Annotated in this window: 22 protein-coding genes and 1 tRNA gene; 13 read left to right on the forward strand and 10 right to left on the reverse strand. The window is 73.8% G+C overall.

The features are described 5' to 3' along the window. Positions 1 to 43: 43 nt before the first annotated feature. Positions 44 to 1,000: an EamA family transporter RarD gene (gene rarD, locus CLV72_RS12675; protein WP_106244991.1), complete on the reverse strand. Its 957-nt coding sequence runs from the start codon at positions 998 to 1,000 to the stop codon at positions 44 to 46. A 186-nt stretch (positions 1,001 to 1,186) separates the two neighbouring features. Between rarD and msrA the strand changes: the two genes are divergently transcribed. Then, on the forward strand, positions 1,187 to 1,846 hold the full coding sequence (msrA, locus tag CLV72_RS12680; RefSeq protein ID WP_170140972.1) for a peptide-methionine (S)-S-oxide reductase MsrA: 660 nt from the start codon (positions 1,187 to 1,189) through the stop codon (positions 1,844 to 1,846). A gap of 203 nt (positions 1,847 to 2,049) precedes the next feature. After that, positions 2,050 to 2,424 (forward strand): group I truncated hemoglobin, encoded by a 375-nt coding sequence (locus CLV72_RS12685; protein ID WP_106244994.1) that lies wholly within the window; start codon positions 2,050 to 2,052, stop codon positions 2,422 to 2,424. 82 nt (positions 2,425 to 2,506) lie between these two features. Here CLV72_RS12685 and CLV72_RS12690 read toward each other — a convergent pair whose 3' ends face one another. Next, on the reverse strand, positions 2,507 to 3,169 hold the full coding sequence (locus tag CLV72_RS12690; RefSeq protein ID WP_106244996.1) for an SDR family oxidoreductase: 663 nt from the start codon (positions 3,167 to 3,169) through the stop codon (positions 2,507 to 2,509). A 191-nt stretch (positions 3,170 to 3,360) separates the two neighbouring features. On the opposite strand from CLV72_RS12690, the gene CLV72_RS12695 reads away from it, so the two are divergent. Further along, positions 3,361 to 4,398, forward strand: a complete 1,038-nt coding sequence (locus CLV72_RS12695; RefSeq protein ID WP_106244998.1) for an aminoglycoside phosphotransferase family protein — start codon at positions 3,361 to 3,363, stop codon at positions 4,396 to 4,398. 299 nt (positions 4,399 to 4,697) lie between these two features. Here the strand turns inward: CLV72_RS12695 and CLV72_RS12700 are convergent, their stop codons facing one another. From CLV72_RS12700 to CLV72_RS33805, 7 genes are all read right to left on the reverse strand, one after another. Continuing rightward, complete coding sequence (locus CLV72_RS12700; protein WP_106245001.1) at positions 4,698 to 5,156, reverse strand: DIP1984 family protein; 459 nt, start codon at positions 5,154 to 5,156, stop codon at positions 4,698 to 4,700. Between the two features lie 106 nt (positions 5,157 to 5,262). After that, entirely contained in the window at positions 5,263 to 6,075 is an 813-nt protein-coding gene (locus CLV72_RS12705) for an ABC transporter permease (protein ID WP_106245003.1), read from the reverse strand. A gap of 12 nt (positions 6,076 to 6,087) precedes the next feature. Next, positions 6,088 to 6,882, reverse strand: coding sequence for an ABC transporter permease (locus tag CLV72_RS12710; RefSeq protein ID WP_106245006.1), 795 nt, complete (start codon positions 6,880 to 6,882; stop codon positions 6,088 to 6,090). A gap of 2 nt (positions 6,883 to 6,884) precedes the next feature. Then, positions 6,885 to 7,838, reverse strand: coding sequence for an ABC transporter ATP-binding protein (locus tag CLV72_RS12715; RefSeq protein ID WP_106245009.1), 954 nt, complete (start codon positions 7,836 to 7,838; stop codon positions 6,885 to 6,887). 120 nt (positions 7,839 to 7,958) lie between these two features. Then, positions 7,959 to 9,041 (reverse strand): 2-oxoacid:ferredoxin oxidoreductase subunit beta, encoded by a 1,083-nt coding sequence (locus CLV72_RS12720; RefSeq protein WP_245930133.1) that lies wholly within the window; start codon positions 9,039 to 9,041, stop codon positions 7,959 to 7,961. Next, entirely contained in the window at positions 9,038 to 10,912 is a 1,875-nt protein-coding gene (locus CLV72_RS12725) for a 2-oxoacid:acceptor oxidoreductase subunit alpha (protein ID WP_106245011.1), read from the reverse strand. The genes CLV72_RS12720 and CLV72_RS12725 overlap by 4 nt, the downstream gene beginning before the upstream one ends. 313 nt (positions 10,913 to 11,225) lie before the next feature. Beyond that, positions 11,226 to 11,333 carry a putative leader peptide gene (locus CLV72_RS33805; RefSeq protein ID WP_342755665.1) on the reverse strand — a complete coding sequence of 36 codons (108 nt, stop codon included), beginning with the start codon at positions 11,331 to 11,333 and terminating at the stop codon, positions 11,226 to 11,228. 892 nt (positions 11,334 to 12,225) lie between these two features. Between CLV72_RS33805 and CLV72_RS12730 the strand changes: the two genes are divergently transcribed. Together CLV72_RS12730 and CLV72_RS12735 are read left to right on the forward strand one after the other, a co-directional pair. Next, positions 12,226 to 13,068, forward strand: coding sequence for a M48 family metalloprotease (locus CLV72_RS12730; protein WP_106245014.1), 843 nt, complete (start codon positions 12,226 to 12,228; stop codon positions 13,066 to 13,068). 75 nt (positions 13,069 to 13,143) lie between these two features. Next, the gene (locus CLV72_RS12735) at positions 13,144 to 13,608 is read left to right on the forward strand and encodes a hypothetical protein (protein WP_106245017.1); all 465 of its coding nucleotides are present in this window, start codon (positions 13,144 to 13,146) and stop codon (positions 13,606 to 13,608) included. A gap of 348 nt (positions 13,609 to 13,956) precedes the next feature. Here CLV72_RS12735 and CLV72_RS12740 read toward each other — a convergent pair whose 3' ends face one another. Beyond that, the gene (locus CLV72_RS12740) at positions 13,957 to 14,445 is read right to left on the reverse strand and encodes a YajQ family cyclic di-GMP-binding protein (RefSeq protein WP_106245020.1); all 489 of its coding nucleotides are present in this window, start codon (positions 14,443 to 14,445) and stop codon (positions 13,957 to 13,959) included. A 177-nt stretch (positions 14,446 to 14,622) separates the two neighbouring features. On the opposite strand from CLV72_RS12740, the gene CLV72_RS12745 reads away from it, so the two are divergent. The 8 genes from CLV72_RS12745 (at position 14,623) to CLV72_RS12785 (ending at position 24,902) form a co-directional block, all read left to right on the forward strand. Next, positions 14,623 to 14,704: transfer RNA gene (locus CLV72_RS12745), tRNA-Tyr, on the forward strand. 907 nt (positions 14,705 to 15,611) lie between these two features. Next, a complete protein-coding gene (locus CLV72_RS12750; protein ID WP_106245023.1) occupies positions 15,612 to 15,842 on the forward strand; it encodes a hypothetical protein in 231 nt (76 codons plus the stop codon). Positions 15,843 to 15,880: 38 nt separating this feature from the next. Then, a complete protein-coding gene (locus tag CLV72_RS12755) occupies positions 15,881 to 16,120 on the forward strand; it encodes a hypothetical protein (protein ID WP_106245025.1) in 240 nt (79 codons plus the stop codon). A 33-nt stretch (positions 16,121 to 16,153) separates the two neighbouring features. Next, complete coding sequence (locus CLV72_RS12760) at positions 16,154 to 16,444, forward strand: hypothetical protein (RefSeq protein WP_106245028.1); 291 nt, start codon at positions 16,154 to 16,156, stop codon at positions 16,442 to 16,444. A gap of 275 nt (positions 16,445 to 16,719) precedes the next feature. Next, a complete protein-coding gene (locus CLV72_RS32190; protein WP_170140965.1) occupies positions 16,720 to 17,280 on the forward strand; it encodes a hypothetical protein in 561 nt (186 codons plus the stop codon). Between the two features lie 134 nt (positions 17,281 to 17,414). After that, positions 17,415 to 19,118 (forward strand): TIGR02677 family protein, encoded by a 1,704-nt coding sequence (locus CLV72_RS12775; RefSeq protein ID WP_106245036.1) that lies wholly within the window; start codon positions 17,415 to 17,417, stop codon positions 19,116 to 19,118. A 108-nt stretch (positions 19,119 to 19,226) separates the two neighbouring features. Then, positions 19,227 to 20,396, forward strand: coding sequence for a TIGR02678 family protein (locus CLV72_RS12780; protein WP_106245039.1), 1,170 nt, complete (start codon positions 19,227 to 19,229; stop codon positions 20,394 to 20,396). Between the two features lie 228 nt (positions 20,397 to 20,624). After that, positions 20,625 to 24,902: a TIGR02680 family protein gene (locus CLV72_RS12785; RefSeq protein WP_106245042.1), complete on the forward strand. Its 4,278-nt coding sequence runs from the start codon at positions 20,625 to 20,627 to the stop codon at positions 24,900 to 24,902. Positions 24,903 to 25,042 lie beyond the last annotated feature (140 nt).

Here is a 25,042-nt window from a genome sequence, read left to right on the forward strand (position 1 = left end):
GCCGCCGGCCCCCGCTCCGGCCGGCGGGTCCCCCGGGCGGCCCTCAGCGCACCGGATCGAGCCGGTCCGGCACCGGCCCCGCCCCCTCCTCGACCCCCGCCGCGGCGGGTCGCGCCAGGCGCCGGTGCCGCCGCCCCTGGCGCACCAGGTCGAAGCTGAACACCGCCAGCGCCGCCCAGACCAGGCCGAAGCCGATCCACCTGCTGGTGGACATCTCCTCCGCGAAGACCAGCCAGCCGATCAGGAACTGCAGCACCGGCGCGCAGTACTGGAGCATCCCGATGGTCGTCATCGACACCCGGTAGGCGGCCGCCCCGAAGAAGACCAGCGGCAGCGCGGTGATCACCCCCGAGCCGACCATCAGCGCGGTGTGCGCCACGGAGACGTGCCCGAAGGCGGCGGTGCCCTGGAACTGGAGGAAGAGGATGTAGCCGAGGGCGGGCAGGAACATGATCGCGGTCTCGACGGTCAGGCTCTCGGTGCCGTCGACCCCGGCGAACTTCTTCAGCAGCCCGTAGGTGGCGAAGGAGAAGGCCATCGTCAGCGCCAGCCACGGCGGCTGGCCGACGTTGAGGGTGAGCACCCCCACCGCGACCGCGCCCAGGCCGACCGCCACCCACTGCGGCGCCCGCAGCCGCTCGCGGAAGACCACCACACCGAACAGCACGCTGACCAGCGGGTTGATGAAGTAGCCCAGCGCCGCCTGGAGCGTCTGCCCGCTGTTGACGGCGTAGATGAAGGCGCCCCAGTTCAGCGTGATGACGAGGGCGGAGGCGGTCAGCAGCGCCAGCTTGCGCGGGCTGCGCAGCACGCCGCGCACCCAGCCCCAGTTGCGGACCACGGCGAGCAGGACGAGCACCGCGGGGAGCGACCAGAGCATGCGGTGCGCCAGGATCTCGCCCGATCCCGAGGGCTCCAGCAGCGGCCAGTAGAGTGGAAAAAGACCCCAGCAGATGTAGGCGGCCAGGCCGTAGCCGACACCGCGGTTGGATTCGGACACAAGCCGCAGATTACGTCAGGAAATATCGCCTGTCTTCTAAGCGATCCTTAACGGTAATGTCCAGCAGCCTTCCCCCGGCCGGGCCGTGCCCGGGGAACAAGCAGGGATCGCCCGACGCTGTTCGGTAGACGCTGCGGCGCGCCCCGCGCGGGGCGGCCGCGAAGGTGTGGAGGAGATCTGATGAGCCTGTTCGGCGCCGCCAAGAGCCGCATGGTCGACGCGTCCGACGCCCTGCCCGGACGCGCCGAGCCGATCACCGTACCCGGCCGCCACGAAGTGCTCGGCACCCCGCTCGACGGGCCCTACCCCGAGGGCACCGAGATCGCCGACTTCGCGATGGGCTGCTTCTGGGGCGTGGAGCGGCTGTTCTGGAAGCTCGACGGGGTGGTCACCACCTCCGTGGGCTACGCGGGCGGCCACACCCCCAATCCCACCTACGAAGAGGTGTGCAGCGGCCGCACCGGTCACGCCGAGGCGGTGCGGGTGGTCTTCGACCCCGAGCGGGTGAGCTACGCCGAGCTGCTCAAGGTCTTCTGGGAGGAGCACGACCCCACCCAGGGCCACCGCCAGGGCAATGACATCGGCACCCAGTACCGCTCGGCGATCTACTACCACTCCGAGGCCCAGCGCGAGGCGGCCGAGCGCACTCGCGCGGCCTACCGGCCGCTGCTGGCCGAGGCGGGCTACGGCGACATCACCACCGAGATCGCCCCGGCGGGCCCGTACTACTTCGCCGAGGACTACCACCAGCAGTATTTGTCAAGCAGTAAAAACCCCAACGGCTACTGCGGGCTGACCGCCAACGGCGTGTCCTGCCCGGTCGGCGTGGTCAGCGCCGACGGCTGAGCCGGTCCGAGCCGATGGAGCCCCCGCCGTGCGCGGGGGCTCCGGCGTTCCGGCGCCCGGACCGCGCTCTGCGTGATCACGCGCTGTGGTGAATGGGACGAAAGGTGCGGGTGGGGCATAAGCGTACGGTAGTGGCGTTGACACGGTTGTGGTGTCCCTGGTCTTGTAGTGGCCGTTCACTGCCCCGCGCGCCAGGAGAGACCATGACGGAGACCAACGGGACCATCTACGACGCCATCGGCGGCCACGAGGCCATCGAGGCCGTCGTGGACGACTTCTACGGCCGGGTGCTGGCCGACGAGCGGCTGGCCCCCTTCTTCACCGGCATCAGCATGCCCAAGCTCAAGGGCAGGCAGGTGGAGTTCTTCGCCGCCGCTTTGGGCGGGCCGGTGGAGTACACCGGGCAGAGCATGCGCGACGCCCACCTCGGCCGCGGCATCGAGCAGGCGCACTTCGACCTGGTTGTCGAGCACCTCACCGCCTCCCTGCTGGCGGCCGGGGTGCCCGAGACCACCACCAAGGAGATCATCACCGCGCTCGCGCCGCTCTCCGACGACATCGTCTCCCGCGGCGTCTGACCGCTCCCCACCTCGAACGGCCCCGGCGCTTCCCGCACGCCGGGGCCGTTCGCCTGCCGTGGGAGCCCTGCGGCGCCGCCCGCTACCGAACGGTGGCGGCCACCGCGTCGGCGATCGGGGTGTCGCCCTGGACCAGGTCGAAAGAGCGGTGCGCGGTGGCGGGCTCGTCCAGCAGCGCCACCAGCACGGCGGCGACATCGTCGCGGGTGACCGAGCCGCGCTCGGCACGCTCGGCCAGGGCGACCCGGCCGGTGCCGGGGTCGTCGGTGAGCCGCCCGGGCCGCAGCACCGTCCAGTCGATGTCGAAGGTGCGGGTGCGCAGGTCGGCGTCTGCCGCCCCCTTGGCCCGCAGGTAGGCGGCGAACACCGGGTCGGCGTCGGCGGGCGGCTCGTCGTCGGCGCCCATCGACGACACCATCAGGTAGCGGCGAACCCCGGTGAGGTGCGCGGCGTCGGCCAGCAGGATCGCGGCGTTCTTGTCCACGGTCTCCTTGCGGGGCGCGCCGCTGCCCGGACCCGCCCCGGCCGCGAAGACGACCGCGTCGGCGTCGTTGATCCGGTCGGCCACCTCGGTGACCGTCGCCTTCTCCAGGTCGAGCAGGATCGGCTCGGCGCCCTCGGCCCGCAGGGCGTCGGCGTGGTCGGGGTTCCTGATCAGCCCGGCCACCTGGTCGCCGCGCCCGCTGAGCAGCCGCTCCAGCCGCAGGGCGATCCGGCCGTGTCCTCCCGCGATGACGATGCGCATGCCCCCACGCTATCGGCTGCGCCCCGCCCCGGCGAGGACGCGCCCCGGCCCCGACCGCCGGAGGCGACCCATGGCCCGGACGGGTTCCGGCCGGGGCCGCGGCGCCGCCCCGGGGCGGGCGGCGCGGCCGGCCGCGCATAGGCTGGCACGGTCCGCGCCGCCCCCCGTCCGCCGGCGAAGGGAGCCCGCCCGTGCCCGCACGCCCCGATCCCAGCGGCGCCGGTGCCCGCCGCCCGCCCGGCCGTCCGCGCCGCCCGGTCGGTCCGCCGCCGGAGCCCGCCGACATCCCGGTGATCCCCGACGACTTCGCCGAGGACGTGCGGCTGCGCTGCGGCGCCGACGGCGAGCGCTGGCTGCGTGACCTGCCCGGCCTGCTCAACCGGTACAGCCGCCGCTGGGGTCTGCGGATCTCGGCGGAGCCCTTCCCGCTCTCCTACAACTACGTGGTCGCGGCGCGCCGCCACGACGGCACCGACGCCGTGCTGAAGCTCTGCCACCCCCGCACCGTCGAACTGCCGCTGGAGGCGGCGGCGCTGCGCCACTTCGGACCGCGGCGGGCCGCCGAGGTGCTCGACGCCGACCTGGTCGGCATCGAGGAGTACGGCGGAGCCCTGCTGCTGGGCCGGGTCCGGCCCGGCGAGAGCCTGGTGGCGACGGCGGCGGCCGACGACCTCCGCGCCACCTCCGCCGCGGCCGAGGTGATGCGGGTGCTGCACGAGGCGGGCCCGCCGCCGGACGGCTTCCCGAGCGTCGCCGACTGGGGTGCCGGCTTCGCCCGGCACCGCGCCGCGCACGGCGGCGGCGCCGGCCCGCTGCCGGCCGAGCTGTTCGAGCCGGCCGAACGCCTCTTCGCGGAGCTGCTGGCCGGCTCGGCGCCGCCGGTGCTGCTCCACGGCGACCTGCACCACGACAACATCCTGGACGGCGGCGACCGCTGGGTGGCCATCGACCCCAAGGGCGTCACGGGGGAGCCCTGCTACGAGGCGGGCGCGCTGGTGCGCAACCTGTGGCAGGACCGCTACGACACGCCCGACGAGGCCGGTACGCTGCGCCGCCGGATCGGGCTGCTCGCCGACGAGCTGGCGGTGGACCGGGAGCGGCTGGCCGGGTGGTGCTTCGCCCAGGCGGTGCTCTCGGCGGTCTGGCTGGTGGAGGACGGCGAGGACCCCGGCGACGTGCGGGCGGCGGTGCGCACGGCCGGGCTGCTGCACGGCCTGCTGGGCGGCTGAACCACCCCCGGCGGAGCAGAGTGCGGGCCCGGGTGGCCGGGCGGGAACGCCCGGCCACCGGGGCCCGCGCCGCGACGGCAGGTCCCCTGACCCGCCCTCACCGCGTCTGCACGTCAGCACCTGGTGGTGAGTGATGAACGGTTCCCTGTGCCCCAGTGCGCCGTGCGGGCTGCGCGGTGATGGGTGGATACCCATGCGTGGGGCCAGCCCCATGGCCCGGAGAGTGAGCCTTTGATGGCCAGAAAGAGAATGTGCTCGCCCGTGCAGAAACGGCTACCGACTGCCGTCGCGGAGTGTGTTCAGCCGACCAGCTCCGTGGTCCAGTTCAGCTCCTGGATCCGGGTGTCGAGCCGCCGGAACTCGCGGGCCAGCTCATCGGCGGCGCGCCGCACCGCCGCGACGTCGACCGACGGGACGGTGCGGATCTCGGCCGCCCGCATCCGCGGCTGCAGCTGGCTGGCGCCGTCGGCCAGCGCGGAGTGCAGCTGCTGGCGGATCCGCAGCACGTCGCGGCGGGCCAGCGCGTCGGTGAGGGTGCGGCCGTCGCCGAACGGGGTGGCGAGGTTGGTGGCGTTGATGCGCCGGATCAGCGCCTCCAGCTCGTCGGCGAGCCGGCCGAACTCCGCGAGCAGCTCCTCGGGGTCCTCGGCCGGGGCGCCGCCCTCCTGGTAGCGGGCGTTGGCCAGGACGCGCTTGCGCAGCTCGCCCAGGCGCGCGTTGAGGTCGGCCCGGCGGTTCAGCGCCTCCGCCAGTCGCATGCGTGCACCTCCTGCGTGCGGGTCCCTCGGCCGGAACCCGCTGGAGAACACCGAAACCCTAGCCGACCGGCCGGGCGGCGGCATCCGGTTTACGAGGCCCGCGCCCTCAGGCGCACAGCAGCCGCTCGACCCGCCGCGCCGCGAACAGCAGCCCGGCCAGCGCCATGGCCACCAGGTAGGCGGTGTTGAGCAGCAGCCCGGGCCCAGGCGAGCCCAGGGCCAGGCCGCGCACCAGCTCCACCGCGTGGTACAGCGGGGTGAGCTGGATGAGGATCTCGACCCCGAGCGGGTACGCCTGCACCGGCGCGAAGGTGCCGGAGAACAGGAAGAGGGCGAACTGCCCGGTGTTCAGCAGGTCGAAGTCCTGCCAGCCGCGCATCAGGGTGCTCAGCGCCATGCCCACGGCGCCGAAGGCGAAGCCGACCAGCACGGTGGCCGGGAAGGCCGCCAGCGCCCAGCCCAGGCTGACCAGGTCCATCGCGACCATCACGCCGATGAAGACAGCGGTGTAGAAGGAGCCGCGCACGACGGCCCAGCTCAGCTCGCCCAGCGCCACCTCCAGCGGCCCCACCGGGGTGGCCAGGATCGCCTCGAAGGTCTTGGAGTACTTCATCTTGAAGAAGAAGTTGAAGGTGGTCTCGGCGAGCACACCGGTCATCGCCGACACCGCCAGCATGGCCGGCGCCACGAAGACGGCGTAGGACAGCACCCGGCCGTCCTCCAGCCGCAGCTCGCCGATGAGCGCCCCCACGCCCACCCCGATGGACAGCAGGTACAGCAGCGGCTCGAAGAAGCCCGAGACCAGCACGATCCAGTACGACGGCCCCGAGCGCAGCGAGGCGACGTTGCGGCCCATGACCGCGCCCACCCGGGCCCCTGAGACGGCGGGCAGCCGGGCGGCCAGCAGAGTGGTGAGCATGGTCGTCCCCGATCATTTCCGGAGGCGGCGGCCGAAGGCCGCCACCGCCCACGCGCTGCCGAGCAGCGCCCACAGCACCAGGTAGCCCAGGTGCGCCAGGGCCGGCCAGCCGGGGGCGGTGCCCAGGGTGGCGGCCCGGCACAGCTCCACGCCGTGCCACAGCGGCGACAGGTACGCCAGCGGCCGCACCACGTCGGGCAGCTGCTCCACCGGGAAGAAGACCCCGGCGAAGAGGGTGGACGGCACCACTACGAAGCGGAACAGCAGCGCGAAGTAGCTGTCGTGGTCGATGGTGGCGGCGAAGGCGGTGGTCGGCGCGCACACCGCGAGCCCGAGCAGCCCGCACACCAGCGGGGTGGCCAGCGCCCACGGGGAGTGCAGCGCGCCGAACAGCGCGGCGACGCCGAGGAAGACCACGGAGGCGATCAGGACCCGCAGCAGCATGTAGGCCAGCCAGCCGCCGACCATGTCGCGGACCCGCACCGGGGTGGCCTGCATCGCCTGGTAGCCGCGGATCCACTTGAAGTCGCCGAGCACGCCGTAGGTGGACTCCCCGACCGACATCTGGAAGGCGACGGAGGCCAGCACCCCGGGCACGATCCAGGCGAGGTAGTCGACCCCGCCCAGCTCGCCGACGTAGCCGCCGACGCCGATGCCGAAGCTGAGCAGGAAGAGCACCGGCATCACGAAGGACGAGAAGACCGACGCCTGCCAGAGCCGGCGGTAGAGGTGCAGCTGGCGTTCGAGCACCGCCAGGGTGGGGTGGACCTGCCGGCGCTCGGCGGCGGGCGTCTGGGTGGCTGCCATGGCTAGTCGACCAGCGTCCGACCGGTGAGGTGCAGGAACACGTCCTCCAGCGAGGAGCGGCGCACCAGGGTGGTCGACGGCGCCAGGCCCCGGGCGTGGATCGCGGCGACGGCGGCGTCGCCGTCGGCGGCGTAGACCAGCACCCGGTCGGGCAGCGCCTCGACCCGGTCGCCGATCCCGGCCAGCTTCTCGGCGTACTCGGCCGGTTCGGCGTCGCCGAAGCGCGCCTCGACCACCTCGGGGCTGGAGTAGGTCTCGATCAGCGAGCGGGGCGAGCCCTCGGCGGCGATCCGGCCGCCGTCCATGACCACCAGGCGGTCGCACAGCTGCTCCGCCTCGTCCATGTAGTGGGTGGTCAGCACCAGGGTGGCGCCGCGCTGCTTGAGCCGGAACAGCCGCTCCCACAGCAGGTGGCGGGCCTGGGGGTCCAGGCCGGTGGTGGGCTCGTCCAGCAGTACGAGATCGGGCTCGTTCACCATCGCGCGGGCGATGGTCAGCCGCCGCTTCATCCCGCCGGACAGCGGCTCGACCTTGCTGTCGGCGCGGTCGGCCAGCTGCACGAACTCCAGCAGCTCGTCGGCCCGCCGCCGCGCCTCCCGCCGGGACAGCCCGAAGTAGCGCGCGTAGGTGGTGAGGTTCTCGCGCACGGTGAGGTCGACGTCGAGATTGTCCTGCTGCGGGCAGACCCCCAGCCGGGCCCGGATCCTCGCGCCGTCGCGGACGGGGTCCATGCCGAGGATGCTCAGCTCGCCCGCGGTGGGGCTGGACACGCAGCCGATCATCCGCATGGTGGATGATTTTCCGGCGCCGTTGGGGCCGAGGAAGCCGAATGCCTCGCCCGGCGCCACCTCGACGTCGATCCCGTCGACGGCGGTGAAGTCGCCGAAGCGCTTGACCAGGCCGCGGGCGCGGATCAGCGGCTCGGCGGCCGGAGAGGCGGAGAGCGGTGTGGGCACCAGCAGACACTAGCGCCGGGGCCCGACACCGGGGCAAGCGGTTTAGCGCCCGGACGCGCCGGGGCCCGGCGGGCCGCCGTCGGCGGCGCCACCGGGCCCCGGCGCGTCCTCGGGCGCCGGCTAGCCGACGGTCCAGGTGTCGCCGCTGGCCAGCAGGGCGCCCAGGTCGCCGGGGCCCTCGGCGGCGGCCGCGCGCTCCAGCTGCGCGGCCATCAGCTCGTCGTAGCTGGGCCGGGGCACCTTGCGGAACACGCCGACCGGCACGTGCGCGAAGGCCGGCTGGTCCAGCCGCGACAGCGCGAAGGCGTAGGAGGGGTCGGGCACCGCGACGTCGTGCACCAGCAGCTCGTCCTCGCCGACCTCGTCCACGTCGACCACCTCGGCGGTGCCGTAGCGGTTCAGCCGCACGCCCTTGCCGCCGCCGAAGCGGACCGGCTCGCCGTGCTGCAGCCGGATCAGCCCGCCGCTGCCCGGGGTGCCGCGGTCGGCCTCCTTCAGCGGCGCGAACGCGTCGTCGTTGAAGATCGGGCAGTTCTGGTAGATCTCGATGAAGGCCGAGCCCTGGTGGTCGGCGGCCTCCCGCAGCACGCTCTGCAGGTGCTTGCGGTCGGAGTCCACCGAGCGGGCGACGAAGCTCGCCTCGGCGCCCAGGGCCAGCGACACCGGGTTGAACGGGGTGTCCAGCGAGCCCATCGGGGTCGACTTGGTCACCTTGCCCAGCTCGGAGGTGGGGGAGTACTGGCCCTTGGTCAGCCCGTAGATCCGGTTGTTGAACAGCAGGATCTTGATGTTGACATTGCGGCGCAGCGCGTGGATCAGGTGGTTGCCGCCGATCGACAGGCCGTCGCCGTCGCCCGTGACGACCCAGACCGACAGGTCGGGGCGGCTGGCGGCCAGCCCGGTGGCGATCGCCGGGGCGCGGCCGTGGATGGAGTGCATCCCGTAGGTGTCGACGTAGTACGGGAAGCGCGAGGAGCAGCCGATCCCGGAGACCATCACCACGTTCTCCCGCTTCACGCCCAGCTCGGGCAGGAAGCTCTGGAACGCGGCCAGGATCGCGTAGTCACCGCAGCCCGGGCACCAGCGCACCTCCTGGTCGGTCTTGAAGTCCTTCATCTTCAGCGGCTCGTCGGCCCGCGGCACCAGCCGCAGCCCGGCCGGCGGCACCGCGCCGCCGACCGCCCCGTTCACCGTCTCGGTCACTTCTCGATCACATCCTCGGTCCGCCGGCCGTTCAGCACGTCCTGCAGCACGCCCGCCAGCTCCTCCGCCTTGAACGGCAGGCCGCGGACCTTGTTGTAGCCGATCACGTCCACCAGGAAGCGCGCCCGCAGCAGCTGGGAGAGCTGCCCCAGGTTGATCTCGGGCACCACCACGCGCTCGTAGCGGGCCAGCACCTCGCCGATGTTGGCCGGGAAGGGGTTGAGGTGGCGCAGGTGGGCCTGGGCGATCCGCCCGCCGGCCCGCCGCACCCGGCGCACGCCCGCGCCGATCGACCCGTAGGTGCCGCCCCAGCCGAGCACCAGCACCTCGGCGTCGCCGGTGGGGTCGTCGACCCGCAGCGGCTCGATGTCGCGGGCCACGCCGTCGACCTTGGCCTGGCGGGTGCGCACCATCAGGTCGTGGTTGGACGGGCTGTAGGAGATGTTGCCGGTGCCGTCGCTCTTCTCGATGCCGCCGACGCGGTGCTCCAGCCCCGGGGTGCCCGGCACCGCCCACGGCCGCGCCAGGGTCTCGGGGTCGCGCAGGTAGGGCAGGAAGGCGCCGTCGGGGCCGTTGGGCTCGGTGGCGAACTCCACCCGCAGGTCGGGCAGGGCGGCCACGTCGGGCAGCCGCCACGGCTCGGAGCCGTTGGCGATGTAGCCGTCGGAGAGCACGATCACCGGGGTGCGGTACGTGGTGGCGATCCGCACCGCCTCGATCGCGATGTCGAAGCAGTCGGCCGGCGACTGCGGCGCCAGCACCGGCACCGGCGACTCGCCGTTGCGGCCGTACAGGGCCTGCAGCAGGTCGGCCTGCTCGGTCTTGGTCGGCATGCCGGTGCTCGGCCCGGCCCGCTGGATGTTGATCGCCACCAGCGGCAGCTCCATCATCACGCCCAGGCCGATCGTCTCGGCCTTCAGCGCCATGCCCGGGCCCGAGGTGGTGGTGACGCCCAGCGAGCCGCCGAAGGCGGCGCCCAGGGCCGCGCCCACTCCGGCGATCTCGTCCTCGGCCTGGAAGGTGCGCACCCCGAAGCCCTTGTGCCGCGACAGTTCGTGCAGCACGTCGGAGGCGGGGGTGATGGGGTAGGAGCCGAGGAAGAGCGGCAGCCCCGACAGCCGCGAACCCGCGATCAGGCCGTAGGAGAGCGCCAGGTTGCCGGTGATGTTGCGGTAGGTGCCCGGGCGCAGGGTGGCCGGCTTGATCTCGTAGGAGACGGCGAAGTCCTCGGTGGTCTCGCCGAAGTTCCAGCCCGCCTGGAAGGCCGCCGTGTTCGCCGCCATGATCGCGGGCTTGCTGGCGAACTTGGCGCGCAGGAACGCGAGCGTGCCCTCGGTCGGCCGGTTGTACAGCCACGACAGCAGGCCGAGCGCGAACATGTTCTTCGCGCGCTCCGCGTCCTTCTTGGAGACGTCGAACTCTTCGAGCGCCTTGACCGTCATCGAGGTGAGCGGCACCGCGTGCACCCGGTACTCGGCCAGCGAGCCGTCCTCGAGCGGGTTCACCGGGTAGCCGACCTTGGTGAGGTTGCGCTTGGTGAACTCGTCGGTGTTGACGATGATGTCGGCGCCGCGCGGCACGTCCTCGAGGTTGGCCTTCAGCGCCGCCGGGTTCATCGCCACCAGGACGTTCGGGGCGTCGCCCGGCGTCATGATGTCGTGGTCGGCGAAGTGGAGCTGGAAGCTGGAGACCCCGGGGAGGGTGCCGGCCGGGGCGCGGATCTCGGCCGGGAAGTTGGGGAGCGTGGACAGGTCGTTGCCGAAGGACGCGGTCTCCTGGGTGAACCGGTCTCCGGTCAACTGCATGCCGTCACCCGAGTCGCCCGCGAACCGGATGATGACGCGATCGAGCTGCTGGACCTGCTTGGTCACAGGATCGCCGACCTCCTCGACACGGCCGTGCGCCCGCCGGGGCGGCGGCCGAGGGATTTACTGGGGAACTGGGTTTCGGACAGGACGGTCAACATCGACGTGGTCCGGGGGTCGTGCCGTCGCCCCGCTCGTGGGGCGCGGCGGCTGCGGTGGGCGGCTGGTCTCCGGAGTCCGACCCGTTCGGCCCCTGACGCGGCACACCCCGCTCCGCAGCTGCCAGGGTACGTGCTGTACCTGCCCGCATGGGCTGGAGTGGCCGAATCCGGGGGCCTGGCCGCGTGGACCGGCGGGGCCGGCGCCCGCGGCACGGCCGCTACGGGCGCGCCGGGAGGGAGCGACGACACAGCGCGCTGGCGACCCGGCCGAGGTCGACATGGCGCCGCTCGACCAGGATCACGAGATCTGGCGATCCGTTCGTCACAATTAGACTGTACTTGTTACCGGGCCCGGCTCCGCGCCCGGGGCTGTCCACTCCGTCACATCGGATCACCCGGCCCCGCGGGCCCTGCGCGGTCGGGCTCGCGGCTCGCGGCGGCCGGTGCGTGCGGCCGCGTCGCGGATCGACCTCTTGTCTTGCTCGGCTCGTCGCCGACCCGCCCCCGGGCCCGCACTTCGCGGTGGGCGGTGCGTGCGGCCGCCGTGCGGGTCGCCCTCTCGGCTCGCCCGGCACGTCGGGCGCGGACCGGCGGTCGGTGGGTTCTGGGCGGTCCGCACACGGCGAATCCGGGGCCTCGGCCGCGTGGACCGGCCGGCCCGGCGCCCGCGGCACGGCCGCCAGGGGCGCTCCGGGAGGAGCGACGATTCGTCGTGTGGGGGCCGGCCGGTGGGTTCCCGGCGGCCGGGCGCACCTTGCGGCGGACCTCGTGCGGGGAGCACGTCGGCCTGGGCCCACCCGGGCGCACCGAACGCAAGCCCGAGAACCCCGCCTGTGGACGATCCGCGCCCGAACCACCCCGCGGTCCACAGATCCGGGCCGCCCCCTGGCCCAGCCTCTTGACAGCTGCCAGGCTCGGCCCGCGGCCTTACCTTTCCAGGGGTGGTTTGCCCCCTGGTCGGGTGGGGCGGGGGTGGGGTGGGGAACCGCGTCCGCCGCCGCGGTGTTCGGTTGTGGGCGCGGTGTCCGGCCATCGCTGGGCGCGGCGGTCCGGGCGGGGAGGGCGGCGCGGTGTGCTCCGACCCCCGGGGCCGGCGGGGCGGGCGCCGCTCCGGCTCACACGGACCGCGGGGAACGCTTGCGCCGTGGTCAGCCGTTTGTACCGGTGGAGCGCGATGATCCGAGCGGAAGGGGGTGAGCCGTGACCCACGGTAACGGAATGCGCACCGCGGTGCTGCTCGCCGCCCTCGGCGCCGGGCTCGCCCTCGCGGGCGTCTGGAGCGCCGGCCTGCTCGGGCTCGGCTTCGCCCTGGTCGTCGCCGGTGTGCTCGCCGCCGTCGCCTTCTACTTCAGCGACCGCATCGCCCTGCGCACCATGTCGGCCCGCCCTGTCAGCGAGGTCGAGCAGCCGAGGCTTTACCGGATCGTGCGCGAGCTGTCCACCCGCGCCCGGCTGCCGATGCCCCGGGTCTACGTCTCGCCGATGGCCGCCTCCAACGCCTTCGCCACCGGCCGCAACCCGCGCCTGTCCGCCGTGTGCTGCACGCTCGGGCTGCTGAACATCCTGGACGAACGGCAGCTGCGGGCCGTCGTCGCACACGAGCTGGCCCACATCCGGCACCGCGACACCCTGATCTCGTCGGTCACCGCCGCGCTGGCCTCGCTCATCACCGGCCTGGCCAGCCTCGCCTGGCTCCTCCCGCTGGGCGCCGAGGACGATGACGACGACTTCGGCCTGCTCCAGGGCCTGATGTTCATGGTGCTCGGCCCGGTGGCCGCCACCCTCATCCAGCTGGCGGTCACCCGCAACCGCGAGTACCGCGCCGACGCCGCCGCCGCCGAGCTGACCGGAGACCCCGAGGGCCTCGCCAGCGCCCTGCGCGCCATCGAACTCGGCCGGCACGAGCTGCCGATGGAGCCCAGCGGCCGGATGATGAGCACCGCCCACCTCATGATCGTCAACCCGTTCCGCGGCGGCGGCATGTGCTCCCTGTTCTCCACCCACCCGGCCACCCGCGCCCGCGTCCGCCGCCTGGAGCGCATGAGCGACCCGGACGACTGAGCGGCCGCCACCGGTTCCACGGCCGAGCCGACGGCGTTCGGGGCCCGACGAATCGGCCGGGGTAGAGTCCGCGGAATGGCACTGCTATCCGACGCGATCGGCGGCTGGACGGGCACGAACGGCTTCCGGCTGCTGCCCGGCGACCCGTTCGCGGAGTTCCCCGCCACCCTGACGGTGACCTCCGCCGCCGCCGGCCATCTGGCCGCGGTGGCCTACTCCTGGACGCATCCCGACGACGGCCCCCAGGAGGGCCTGCTCGTCATCGGCGCCGGCGAGGGCGAGGGCGCACTGGTCGCCATGTGGGGCGACTCCTGGCACCAGCGGCCGTCGCCCATGACGCTGTCGGGTAGCCGGCAGGACCCGGGAGCCGTCGTCCTGGAGGGCGACTACGGCGGCGGCTGGCTGTGGCGGATCAGCGTCGCGGCCGGCGCGGACGGCCTGCGCCTGCGGATGGACAATGTCATCCCCGCCGACCAGGCGACGGACGAGGTGTCCGCCGGCCCGTACGCGGCGATGCTCATGACCGCGCACCGCGCCTGATCCCCGGCCGCGATCGGGCCGGACCCGCGGGCCCGTCCACTGGTCCGCCGCCGTCCGACGCGGCCACCCGCGCGCCGCGGTGAACGGCCGCGCGGGCACGGCGACGGAGCTTCGGCACGCACGTCTCGCGCGGACGGCTCCGAACCGCCGGACGGTGCCGGATCGCCCGTCCGGGCGCGGATCGCGGACGCGGCCGACGGAGTGCGGGATCGGCCGAGTGCCGGTGGGCGGATTGGGGACCGAGGGCCGGGCCGCCCGGCCGGGCGCGAACCGCCGGGCAGGCGTCGGAACCGCCCTCCGCAGGCCCGAGCGAACGGGGCCGGCGAGCCTGCGAGCCGGGCGCCCGTCCTAGCGGAAGTTGACGAACTGGAGGGCGACGTCGAGGTCCTGGCCCTTGACCAGCGCGATGACCGCCTGGAGGTCGTCCTTCTTCTTCGAGCTGACCCGCAGCTCGTCGCCCTGCACCTGCGCCTTGACGCCCTTGGGGCCCTCGTCGCGGATCAGCTTGGAGATCTTCTTCGCCTGGTCCTGCGCGATGCCCTCCTTCAGGGCGACCGCCAGCCGGTACTCCTTGCCGGACAGCCTCGGCTCGCCGGGGTCCAGCACCTTCATCGAGATCCCGCGCTTGACCAGCTTCTCCTTGAAGACGTCCAGCACGGCGGCGGCGCGCTCCTCGCTGTTGGCGCGGATCTCCACCGCCTGGTCGCCCGACCAGGCGATCGAGGCGCCCACCCCGCGGAAGTCGAAGCGGTGCCCGATCTCCTTAGCGGCCTGGTTCAGCGCGTTGTCGACCTCTTGCCGGTCGATCTTGGACACGATGTCGAACGAAGCATCCATCGAGAAATGACACTCCCACAAGCGACGGCCACAGCCCGCGCCCCGTCGGGCCCGGTGGTCGAGTCTAAGCCGCCTGATCCCGCCCACGCCGGACGCCCGCGTACCCGGCCGGTAATCGGTTCGACCACCCGGGGATGTCCGCTATCCTTCTTCGTGGCGTCACCACAGGCGCCACAAGGCAGGTTGCCCGAGCGGCCAAAGGGAGCGGTCTGTAAAACCGTCGGCTCAGCCTACGTAGGTTCGAACCCTACACCTGCCACCCAGCACAAACGCCCCCTGACCTGGAATTCAGGCCAAGGGGCGTTCGCATGTCCGGTCCGGCTACGTCCGACCGGAACCGGCCTTGTCCGCCGGCGTGCGGGCATTGAGCGCAAGCCATTCCGAGGGGCAGCCGCCGGCATTCGCACGCCGCACGGCGGCGGGGACGGCCGGAAGCCCGTGCGCCCATCGGCGTGTCGGGCGGCGTGGACGGTACCGGCGGATCTCCGCGCCGCCGGACGCGGGCCTTGGCGAATCGCAGGAAGCGGCAATGCCCGCGGTACCGCGTGTTCCTGTCCGGCCCCGCCACCGGAAGGAACGCGGTAGACCGGCCGGTGGCCCCGAACGGCGTACCGGGCCGCTGCCCTGCGATAACGCGGCTTCGGCGGCACGTTTCTGCGGGGCGCCGGCGTGTGGCGCATGTGGCCGGTGTGCACGGATGTGACGACGGTCACCCATATCCGTCCGTGGCCGCCTCTGGTGCGCGGTCCCCTGGCGTGTCACCCGTTGACGCCAGGGCGTGCTGATTCGCGCACGCATCGCCGTCGCCCGGTGGTCATTCGTCGGTCGCGTGCTGATCAGCGGACGATTCCCGTCGCGTCGCACGGAAGGTTCGCGGCGCGGGAACAAGGTTCATTTCCGGACAACGGTGCATGCGCCGGGTGTGTCGGATAAATGGCGGATCGAATTGGTGCCATGTATGCCGATGTCTGTTCTGGGCGCTTTGGTGGTTCAAAACTGCTTGTGCAGTATTGCTGTTGTTTGATGCCTATCGGTGAAGTGAAAAACGCTGGGCGGTTCCCCGTTTGCGATTGACATATGCCTCCGGTTGGAAAGAATGCTGCTGCAAGGTCTTGCGGGGGCGGTCGCTGCTCGCGTCCGCCTCGTTTCCGTGTCATTGGAGTTGTATGTTCAAGAAGCTTGGTGCCATCGGCGCGCTGGCGCTCGGCCTGTCGGCCGCCGCGCTGTCGCCGGCCCACGCCGCCGGAGGTGACGGCGACATCAACCAGGACATCGATGTGGTGACGATCCAGATCTGCAGCACCGACATCGCCATCCTGGGCATCGTCATCCCGATCGCCTCGCCGGAGACCGTCGGCCACTGCGGTAACGCGGAATCGGCCCAGGTCAACGACTAGCTCCACATTCTCGTCAACAGAAATAAGGGGAAAATCAAATGCTGCGTAAGCTCGGTATCTCCGGTCTGGTCGCCGCCGCCGCCCTCGGTGGCGCGCTGGTCGCCTCTCCCGCGCACGCCGGCGGCGGCGACGAGGGCTTCAACCAGAACACGTCCCTCATTCCGGTGAACCTCTGCCAGAACGACATCGCCGCGGTCATCGGCGTCATCATCCCGATCGCCTCGCCCGAGACCCTGGGCGAGTGCAACAACGCGTCGGTCTTCCAGGTCAACGACTGACCTTTCCTTTTCACTGCACTCTAGGAGACTCAGATGCTGCGTAAACTCGGCATTTCCGGCCTGGTGGCCGCGGCGGCCCTCGGTAGCGCGCTGGTCGCGTCTCCGGCGCAGGCTGACGGCTTCAACCAGAACACGTCGCTGATTCCGATCAACGCCTGCCAGAACGACATCGCCGCGGTCATCGGCGTCATCGTTCCGATCGCCTCGCCCGAGACCCTGGGTGAGTGCAACAACGCCTCCGCCGTCCAGGTGAACGTGGATGACCACCACCACGGTCACCACCACCACGGCGACCACCAGCACGGCGAGAACGGCGACTACTAAGTCGCCGGCGACCGACCTGTCGATCTGAAGACCGGTCCGAGCGTCGCACCGCGTACATGAGGGACCTCCGGTCGGCCCGTTCACCGCGCGAACGGGCTGCCGGAGGTCTCTTCGCGTTCCCCCGCCCCCGCTCTCACCGCCCGCTTCCCACCGGCCGCCTCCCGCCGGCGCGGTACTCGTCCGGGCTCCGTCCGGTGCGCGCGACGCGCCCCCTTGTCGGGTGGCGGCCGGCTGCCTAGCGTGACTCCTCAGTGGCCGACGGTGAGGAGAACGGTATGCAGCGAGCACACGCCCGAAGCACCGCCCTGGCGGCCGCCGCCGCCCTGGTCCTGGCCGGCTGCGGAACCGGCGGGCCGGACACCACCGGAGCCCCGCCCAGCGCCCGGCCGGGCCCTTCCGGGGCGGCGCCGCTCTCCGCCGCGCCGGACTCCTCGGCCGCCGCACCCTCGGACTCCCCGTCGCCCTCCGCCTCGCCCTCCGCCGACGTGACCGGCGACACGCAGGTGTGGAACCTGTGGCGGGACGAGAGCGGCCGCCCCCAGCAGGCGCCCGCCGGACTGGTGCTCTCGGAGTTCAGCACCCTCAACGAGCTGGCCTGGCACGGCTGGCAGGCCGACACCGCGTCGGGGACCGGGATGCTCTCGGGCACCTGGTGCCTGCCCGAGTGCACCGAGGACCCCTTCCCGGTGGAGATCGTGCTCGGCGATCCCGCGCCGGTCGAGGGGACGGACTACTTCACCACCTACGAGATCACCTGGCAGGGCGCCCCGCCCCCCGGTATGGAGGACGGCTTCGACGACGGCGCGCATCCCGGCGAACTCCTGCTGCCGCAGTAGCCGCCACCAGGCCCGGCGGCCGCCGGGCCGCCCGCCGCGGACCACGCCGCCGCGAACCGGTGGACCCGCTCCGCCGGCGTCCACCACAATGGAGGCGGGGAGGGGAGTGACCTGAGTCGACTAGGGGGCCGCGCGTGACCGAGATCTCGCCGCCGCCGCCCACCCTCCCGGCAGGCGTACGGCTGGCGCCGTGGCCCGGCGACCAGCGGTGGGGCCCGGCCGCGGGCGCCGGAACGGCACCGCCGGGTGCGCACCGCCGCGAGCAGCCCGATCCGCTGCCCGACACCGGGCTCGGCGAGGACGTCGGCCCGCTCGACGCCTACAGCTACCTCAGCGTCCCCGATCCGCGGTCGCGGGCCGCCTATCTCGCGATCATGCGGGTCTTCACCTCCGCGCTGCTCACCGACCTGTCCGCCCCCGAAGTGGCCGACCGGCTCGCCTCCGGCCCGGTGCCCGTGGTCGTCGACGCCGACGACGTGGCCGACCGGCTGGCGGCGCTGGTGCGCTGGGGCGCGCTCAGCCTCAGCTCCCGCACCGTCCGCGTCGGCAGCATCGGTGAGTACCAGCGCTCCCGCTCGCGCTACCAGCTCACCCCGCTCGGCGAGCGGGTGCAGCGGCAGGCCGACGCCCTGCTCGCCGACGCCGGCTCCGCCCACGAGGTGAGCCTGGAGCTCCTGGCGGTGCTCACCCGCGAGCTGGCCGACCTCGCCGTCCTCGCCGCCCGCGCCGACCGCGCCCCGCACGACGCGCTGCGCCGCACCGCCGCCGTGTTCACCGCCTTCGACGCCTTCGCCGACTCCGCGCGCGGCTTCTACGCCTACCTCGGCCATGTGCTGTTCCGCCCCGATCTCGGCGCCCCGGGGCACAGCGCGCTGCGGAACCTGCTGCTCGACTACGTCGAGGCCATCACCGAGGACGTCGCGCACCACGCGCCGCGCGTGCAGGCCGCCCTGGACGAGCTGTGGCCGAGGCTGCCCGCACTGCTGGAGGCGATCGACTCGGCCGGCCCGCCCGGCCTGTCCGGGGGCGCCGACACGCCGGTGCGGCGCGGCCGGGGGCGCGCCCGCGCCGACTGGGACGAGCTGCGCGGCTGGTTCACCGACACCACCGGCCGCGGCAGCGAGGTGGACCGGCTCAAGGACGCCACCCTGCGCGCCCTGCAGGCGCTGCTCGCCAATGCCAAGCGCCTGGTGCGCACCTCCACCGGCGAGCGCTCCCGGCGGGGCGAGCTGCTGCGGCTCGCCAAGTGGTTCGACGACGCCGATTCCGGAACCGCGCACGACCTCTTCGTCGCCGCGTTCGGCCTGTACGGCGCCCGGCATCTCGGGGTGGCCGGCGAGCCCGACATCGCCGAGCCGGGCGCGGTCAGCTGGTGGGACGCGCCAGGGGTCGATGTGCCCGCCTCGCTGCGCGAGCGCGGTTCGCGGGCCGCCCGCGGCCGCACCGCGGCCGTGGACGACCACACCCGGCAGAAGGAGCGGCTGCGCAGCCTCGCCGAGGCCGAGGCCGAGCACCGCAGGCTCGCCGCCGCCGAACTGCGCGCCGCCCTGCCCGGGCCCACCCGGGGCAGCGTGCGGGTGGAGGTCTCGGCCGCGGCCCGCGCCCTGCTGCTCGACCTGCTGACCGGGGCGATCGGGGTGGCCGGGCACGACTTCACCGCCGCCTCCGCGGGCGAGCTGGACCTCGACATCGCGCTCCACCTCACCCGCGCCCCCGACGCCGCCGTCACCCTCAGCGGACCCGACGGCGAACTGGCCCTGTCCGGCCTCAGCCTCTGCGCCACCTCCTACCACCAGCGCCCCGCCACGACTCCAGGGCTGCTGGAGGACCTGACGTAGCCGCGGCGGCGCGGCCCGGTGCCCGGCCGCGGCGCGCCCACGACCACTCGGCGACGACGCCGGCGCACGGGACGCTTCCGTGCGGCCCGTCCACCAGCGAAAGGCGACATGGCGACCAAGGACGACATCGCGCTCGCGAGCGAGCGGCGGACCGCCGTGCGGCTGCTGCTGGACCGTCCGCTGGTCACGCCGCGCAGCCACCCGGAGGAGTTCCCGCTGCTGCGCAAGCACGCGGAATGGCTCATCCAGCACTTCGACGAACTCCTCGGCTACCGGTTGGTCGTGGAGGCGGGCTTCGCCCGGCTCACCAAGGCGGGACTCGGCCGCGGCACCGGGCACGCGCTCACCCGCGCCAGCGGCGCGCCGTTCACCCCGCGCGCCTACGCCTACCTGGCGCTCGCACTCTCCGTGCTGGTCACCGCTCCCGAGCAGCTGCTGCTCTCGGAACTCGCGCACCGGATCCGGGCGGCCGCCGAGGAGGCGGGGATCGACCTCGGCGAGCCCGACCGCAGCGCGCAGCGCCGCGCCATGGTGGCCGCGCTCCGGCAGCTGGTGGCCTGGGAGGCGCTGACCGAGGACGAGGGCTCGCTGGCCGCCTACGCCGACAGCGAGAGCGCGGAGGTGCTCATCACGGTGGACCGCGAGATCGCCAGGCGGCTGGTCGCCGCCCCGCTCGCGCGGGCCGCCTCGGCTGACGAGCTCATCGAGCGGGCCGCCGCCGCGGGCGAGGCCGGGCCGCGCCACTCGGTGCGGCGTCGGCTGCTGGAGACGCCAGTGGTCTACCTCGACGAACTCTCCGAGGCCGAACGGGCCTGGTGGCGCCGCGAGCAGCGCAGGGAGACCCGCCACCTGCTGGAGACCTACGGGCTCGACGCCGAGGTGCGCACGGAGGGCGTGGCGCTGATCGACCCCAACGACCAGCTCACCGATGTGGAGTTCCCCGGAGTGGGCACGGTGGCGCAGGCGGCCCTGCTGCTGGTGGACCGCCTGGTGCGGGCGCTCGCCCCCGACGGCGGCGAAGCGGCCGGGGCGGGCACCGCCGAGCCGGCGGCGCCCCGCACCCGGGTGGCCGTGCCCGACGACCTGATCGCCGACACCCTCGACGAACTGGTGGCCGAGTACGGCCGCGGCTGGTCGCGCGCGTACGTGGCCGATCCCGAGCTGCTGCGCGACCAGGCGCTCACCCTGCTGGCCCGCATGCGGCTCGTCCGCCGGGAGGGCGACGGCTGGGCGCTGCTCGCCGCGGCCGCCCGCTACGCCGACCGGGACGCGGTGTGACGCGGGGCACGGCATGATGCCGGACGGTGCGGAATCGGCACGAATGGGTGCGTCTCGCGGGACACTGGACGGGCCGTGCCCTGCCGCGCGGGCCGCATCCGCCCCGGCGGGCACCGCCCTGACGCCGGTCGCGCCTCCGGGGCCGACCCGCCCGGACACCACGGACCAGGGCCGCACCGAACCGGACGGTACGCCGCAGCGGCCGTACCGAACGCGAGAGGAGCCGTGTTGAGCGCCGCCACGGACGGAGCCGAGCCCGCTCCCGAGCCGGCCGCCGCGCGGGGCGCGGCCGCCGGCGGGGCGGCGCCGGCGCACCGCAGCCCGCACCGCTACCGGCTGTCGCGGGCCGGCATCCACAACGTGTGGCAGTACGACGACCAGGAGTTCCAGTTCGCCGACGGCCGGCTGCTGCTGCGGGGCAAGAACGGCGCGGGCAAGTCCAAGGCGCTGGAGATGCTGCTGCCCTTCCTGCTGGACGGCGACGCCCGCCGCATCGACGCCACCGGCACCAGCAGGACCTCGCTGCGCTGGCTGATGCTCGACGGCCGCACCTCGCCCAATGTGCTCGGCTACCTGTGGGTGGAGTTCGGCCGCACCGACGAGGAGGGGCGGCGGCACTGGCGCACCCTCGGCGCGGCGATCAAGGCGTCGTCGTCCAGCGGTGAGACCCGCGCCCACTTCTTCGTCACCGAGCGGCGGGTGGGCCAGGACCTCATCCTGGTGGAGCAGCGCAGACCGCTCTCGCTGGACCGGCTGCGGACGACTGTGGGCCAGGAGAACTGCTACGACACCGCCGTCGCCTTCCGGGCGCGGGTGATGCGCGAGCTGTTCGGGCTGGACGACCCCGACCGCTACCGCAATCTGGCCCACCTGCTCTACCGGCTGCGCCGCCCCACGATCGGCGACCGGATCGAGTCGGGCGACCTGGTGGCGGTGCTCACCGAGGCGCTGCCCCCGATCGACGACGAGGTCATCGACAAGGTGGCCCGCAACCTCGACGACCTGGAAGCGGTCCGCGAGAACCTGGCCCGGCTGGAGACCACCGACGCGGCGCTCGGCTCCTTCCTCACCGCCTACCGCGGCTACCTGCGCGGCAGCCTGCGGCGCCGGGTGGGGCTCGTGCGGGAGCAGCTGCGCGGCCTGACGGCGCTGCGCCGGGTGGCCGGCGACGCCGAGCGCGAGGTGGCCCGGTGCGCCGAACTCGAACACGACGCGGCGGAGGCCGTGGCCCAGCTGCGCCGCACCCGCGACACCGCCGAGGCCGACCTCGCCACCCTGCGCGCCAGCGCGGGCTACCGCGAGGCCGAGGAGCTGCGCTCGCACCGAGCGATGGTGGCGGCCCGCGCGCAGAGCGCGGGGGTGGCCTGCGCGGCGGCGGAGCTGGCCCGCACCGCCGAGAACCAGGCCGTCGCCCGGCTGTCGTCTGATGTGGCCGCGGCCGCCGAGCAGCTGGCGGCGGTGCGCAGCACCCTGCGGGACACCCGCCGCGAGCTGAGCGCCGCGCACCTGGCCGACACCCTGCTCGGCCCGGTGCCCGCCGTGCGCGAGCTGATCCTGGCCGAACCCGAATCGGCGCTGGTCTACGACACCGACGGCTGGGAGAGCGAGATCGAACGCTCGGCCGTGCCCGGGATGGACGCCCGCGCGCTCGGCGGCGAGTTGGAGAAGTGGCGCTCGGAGCTGGCGGGCGCCGCCGACACCCTGGACCAGCACGAGCGGGCCGTGGCGGCGCTGCGGAAGTCGCTGGCCGGACTGGCCGGCGCCGAGGAGCGCGCCCGGGGGCTGGAGCACGAGGCCGAGCGGCACGACGCCCAGGCCGAGCACGCCCAGACCCTGCAGCGCCATGCTCTGGAGCGGGTCGGCGAGGCCGGGCACTCCTACGCGCAGTCCGTGCGGGAGTGGGCGCAGGAGGTGCGGATCGAGGCCGACCGGCAGGGAGCGGGCGGGGTGGTGCTGGAGCTGGAGCCGCTGCTCGCGCTGGTCGAACTGCCGCTGGACGGGCCCGGCGGCGAGCAGGCCCTCGACCGGGACGTGCCCGGCGAGGTGGTGCGCACGGTCAGGGAGCTCACGGATCCGGTGCTGGCCGAGCTGACCGCGCGCCGCGACACCGCGGTGGGGGAGCAGCGCGAGCTTACGGCCGAACTGGAGGACCTGCGCCAGCAGAAGGCGCACCTCGCCGAGCGCGCCGACGCCGGGCCGGCGCCGAGCCGCTACACCCAGCCCGCCCGCACACCAGGCACCGGCCTGCCCTTCTGCCACACGATCGAGTTCGCCGACACGGTGGCGGACGCCGACCGCGCCGGCCTGGAGGCGGCCCTGGAGGCGTCGGGCCTGCTGGCCGGCTGGCTCGCCGCCGACGGCGCGGTGGTGGACCCCGACACCCAGGACGTGCTGGTGACGCCGGGCAAGCTCGCCGGCGGCCCCACGCTCCTGGACGTGCTGCGCCCGGTGGAGGTGCCCGGCTCGGGAGTGAGCGTGGGCCAGGTGGCGGCCGTGCTGACCTCGATCGGCCTGGGCCGGGCCGGGCCCGACGCCGCGCCGCACAGCTGGATGGGCACCGACGGCCACTGGCGGCTCGGCGTCGCCTCCGGCCGGTACACCAAGGCCGAGGCCGAGTACATCGGCGCCGACGCGCGCCGGCGCACGCTGCGGCGCCGCGGCGACGAACTGGACCGGCGGATCGAGGTGGCCGAGGCGCTGCTGGCCGAGGCCGACGAGCGGCGGGGTGACATCGAGGCGCGCCAGGAGCAGCTGATGTCGGCGCTGCGGACACTGCCCATCGGGCACGATCTGCTCAGCGCCTACGCGACCCTCGACTCGGCGCGGGGGCTGCTGGTCACCGCCACCCGCCAGGCCGACGACGCCAGGCGCACCGCCGAGGAGGCGCGGCTGCGCGCCACCGACGCCCGCCGCCGGATCGACGCCGAGGCGGGCGGCCTGCCCGCCGACGCCGACGCGCTCACCGAGCTGGGCGGCGCCCTCGCCCGGCTGCGCACGGGTGTGGACACGCTGCGCCGCGACACCGCGCAGGTGGAGAAGCGGCTCGACGCCTACGCCGACGACGTGCAGGCCTGGGAGGGCGCCCGGCGCGCCAGGGTGGAGGCGGAGGACGCGGCGTCGGGCGCGGTGGCGCAGCTCACCGCGGCCCGGCGCGAGCTGGAGCTGCTGGAGCGCGCCCTGGAGGCGGGCGAGCGCGACATCGTGGACGCCGAGGCGGAGTCGCACCGCAGGCGGGAGTCGGCGCTCGTGGAGCTGCCCGCCGCCGAGCGCGGCGCGCAGCAGGCGCGCGACGACCGGATCCGGGCGTCGGTGCGCCGCGACATAGCAGTGGCCGAGCTGGAGGCGCAGGGCGCGCGGACCGTGGAGGTGGGCGCGCAGCTGCGCCGGCCGCTGGGCCTGCCGGGCCTCGCCGCCGCGGCGAGCCTGCCCGACCTGGACGAGATCCTGTCGGCCTACGACTCCGCCGCGCAGGAGTCGGTGCGGGTGCAGCTGCGGGCCCTGGAGACGCTGGCCGACGAGGTGGAGCGGCGGCTGGGCGACGAGGGCGACGACATCGGCGACACCGCGGTGCTGAACCGGTACGAGAAGCTGCGTGAAGGGCTGGCCGGCGGCTTCGACGCCGCGGTCGGCGAAGAGGACGGGATCAAGCGCTTCTCGCTGCACGACGATGCCGGGGGCCACGACGTGGCGGTGGTCGGCGACCGGATCAGGCAGGCCGCGGACCAGGCCCGCGCCACCGTGGCCGCACGGGAGAAGGAGGCCTTCGAGCGCTTCCTCCTCGGCGAGCTGGGCGAGCACCTGTCGCGCCAGGTGGTGGCGGCGCGTGCGCTGATCGCGGCGGTCAACGACACGCTGCGGGAGGTGAAGACCTCGCACGGGCTGGGCGCGCGGCTGTCGTGGCGGCTGGCCCACGACGCCGACGCAGACATCCACGCCGCCGCCGAGCTGCTGGAGCGCCCGGCGAGCGAGCGGAGCAGGCAGGAGTCGGGGCGGCTGCGCGACGCGCTGCGGCGCAGCATCGAGGCCCAGCGCCGACTGGATCCGTCGGCCGGCTACGGGGTGCACCTGCGGGCGGCGCTGGACTACCGGGCCTGGTTCGCGTTCACCGTGTACGTGACCGACGACGCCACCCCCGGCCGGGAGCGCCGGCTGAGCTACCGGACCGCGATGAGCCAGGGCGAGCAGCGGGTGATCGCCTACCTGGTGCTGTTCGCCGCCGCCTCCGCGCACTTCACCTCGCTGGCGCGGCAGTTCCCGTACGCGCCCCGGCTGATCCTGCTGGACGACGCCTTCGCGAAGGTGGACGAGCCCACCCACGGCCGGCTGCTGGGGCTGCTGGTCCGGCTCGACCTGGACTTCGTGCTCACCTCGGAGCGGCTGTGGGGCTGTTTTCCGAGCGTGCCGAGCCTCAACATCTACGAGTGCCTGCGCGATCCGGCGCAGCGCGGCGTGGCGACGCTGCACTTCACCTGGGACGGCGAGCGCAAGCGGCTGGAAGGGGTCTGAGCGCGGTGCGCTCGGCCGGGCGGCGCGGCGGCGGGTTCTGAGCGGGACGCCCGGCACCCGGACGGGTGCGGCGGTGGAGCGGTGGGCCGGCATGGTCTTCTCCTCCCGGGAGATCCGGACGGGCGGCGGTGGCCGCCACG

Source organism: Allonocardiopsis opalescens, assembly GCF_003002095.1.
GTDB classification, from domain to species: Bacteria; Actinomycetota; Actinomycetes; order Streptosporangiales; family Streptosporangiaceae; genus Allonocardiopsis; species Allonocardiopsis opalescens.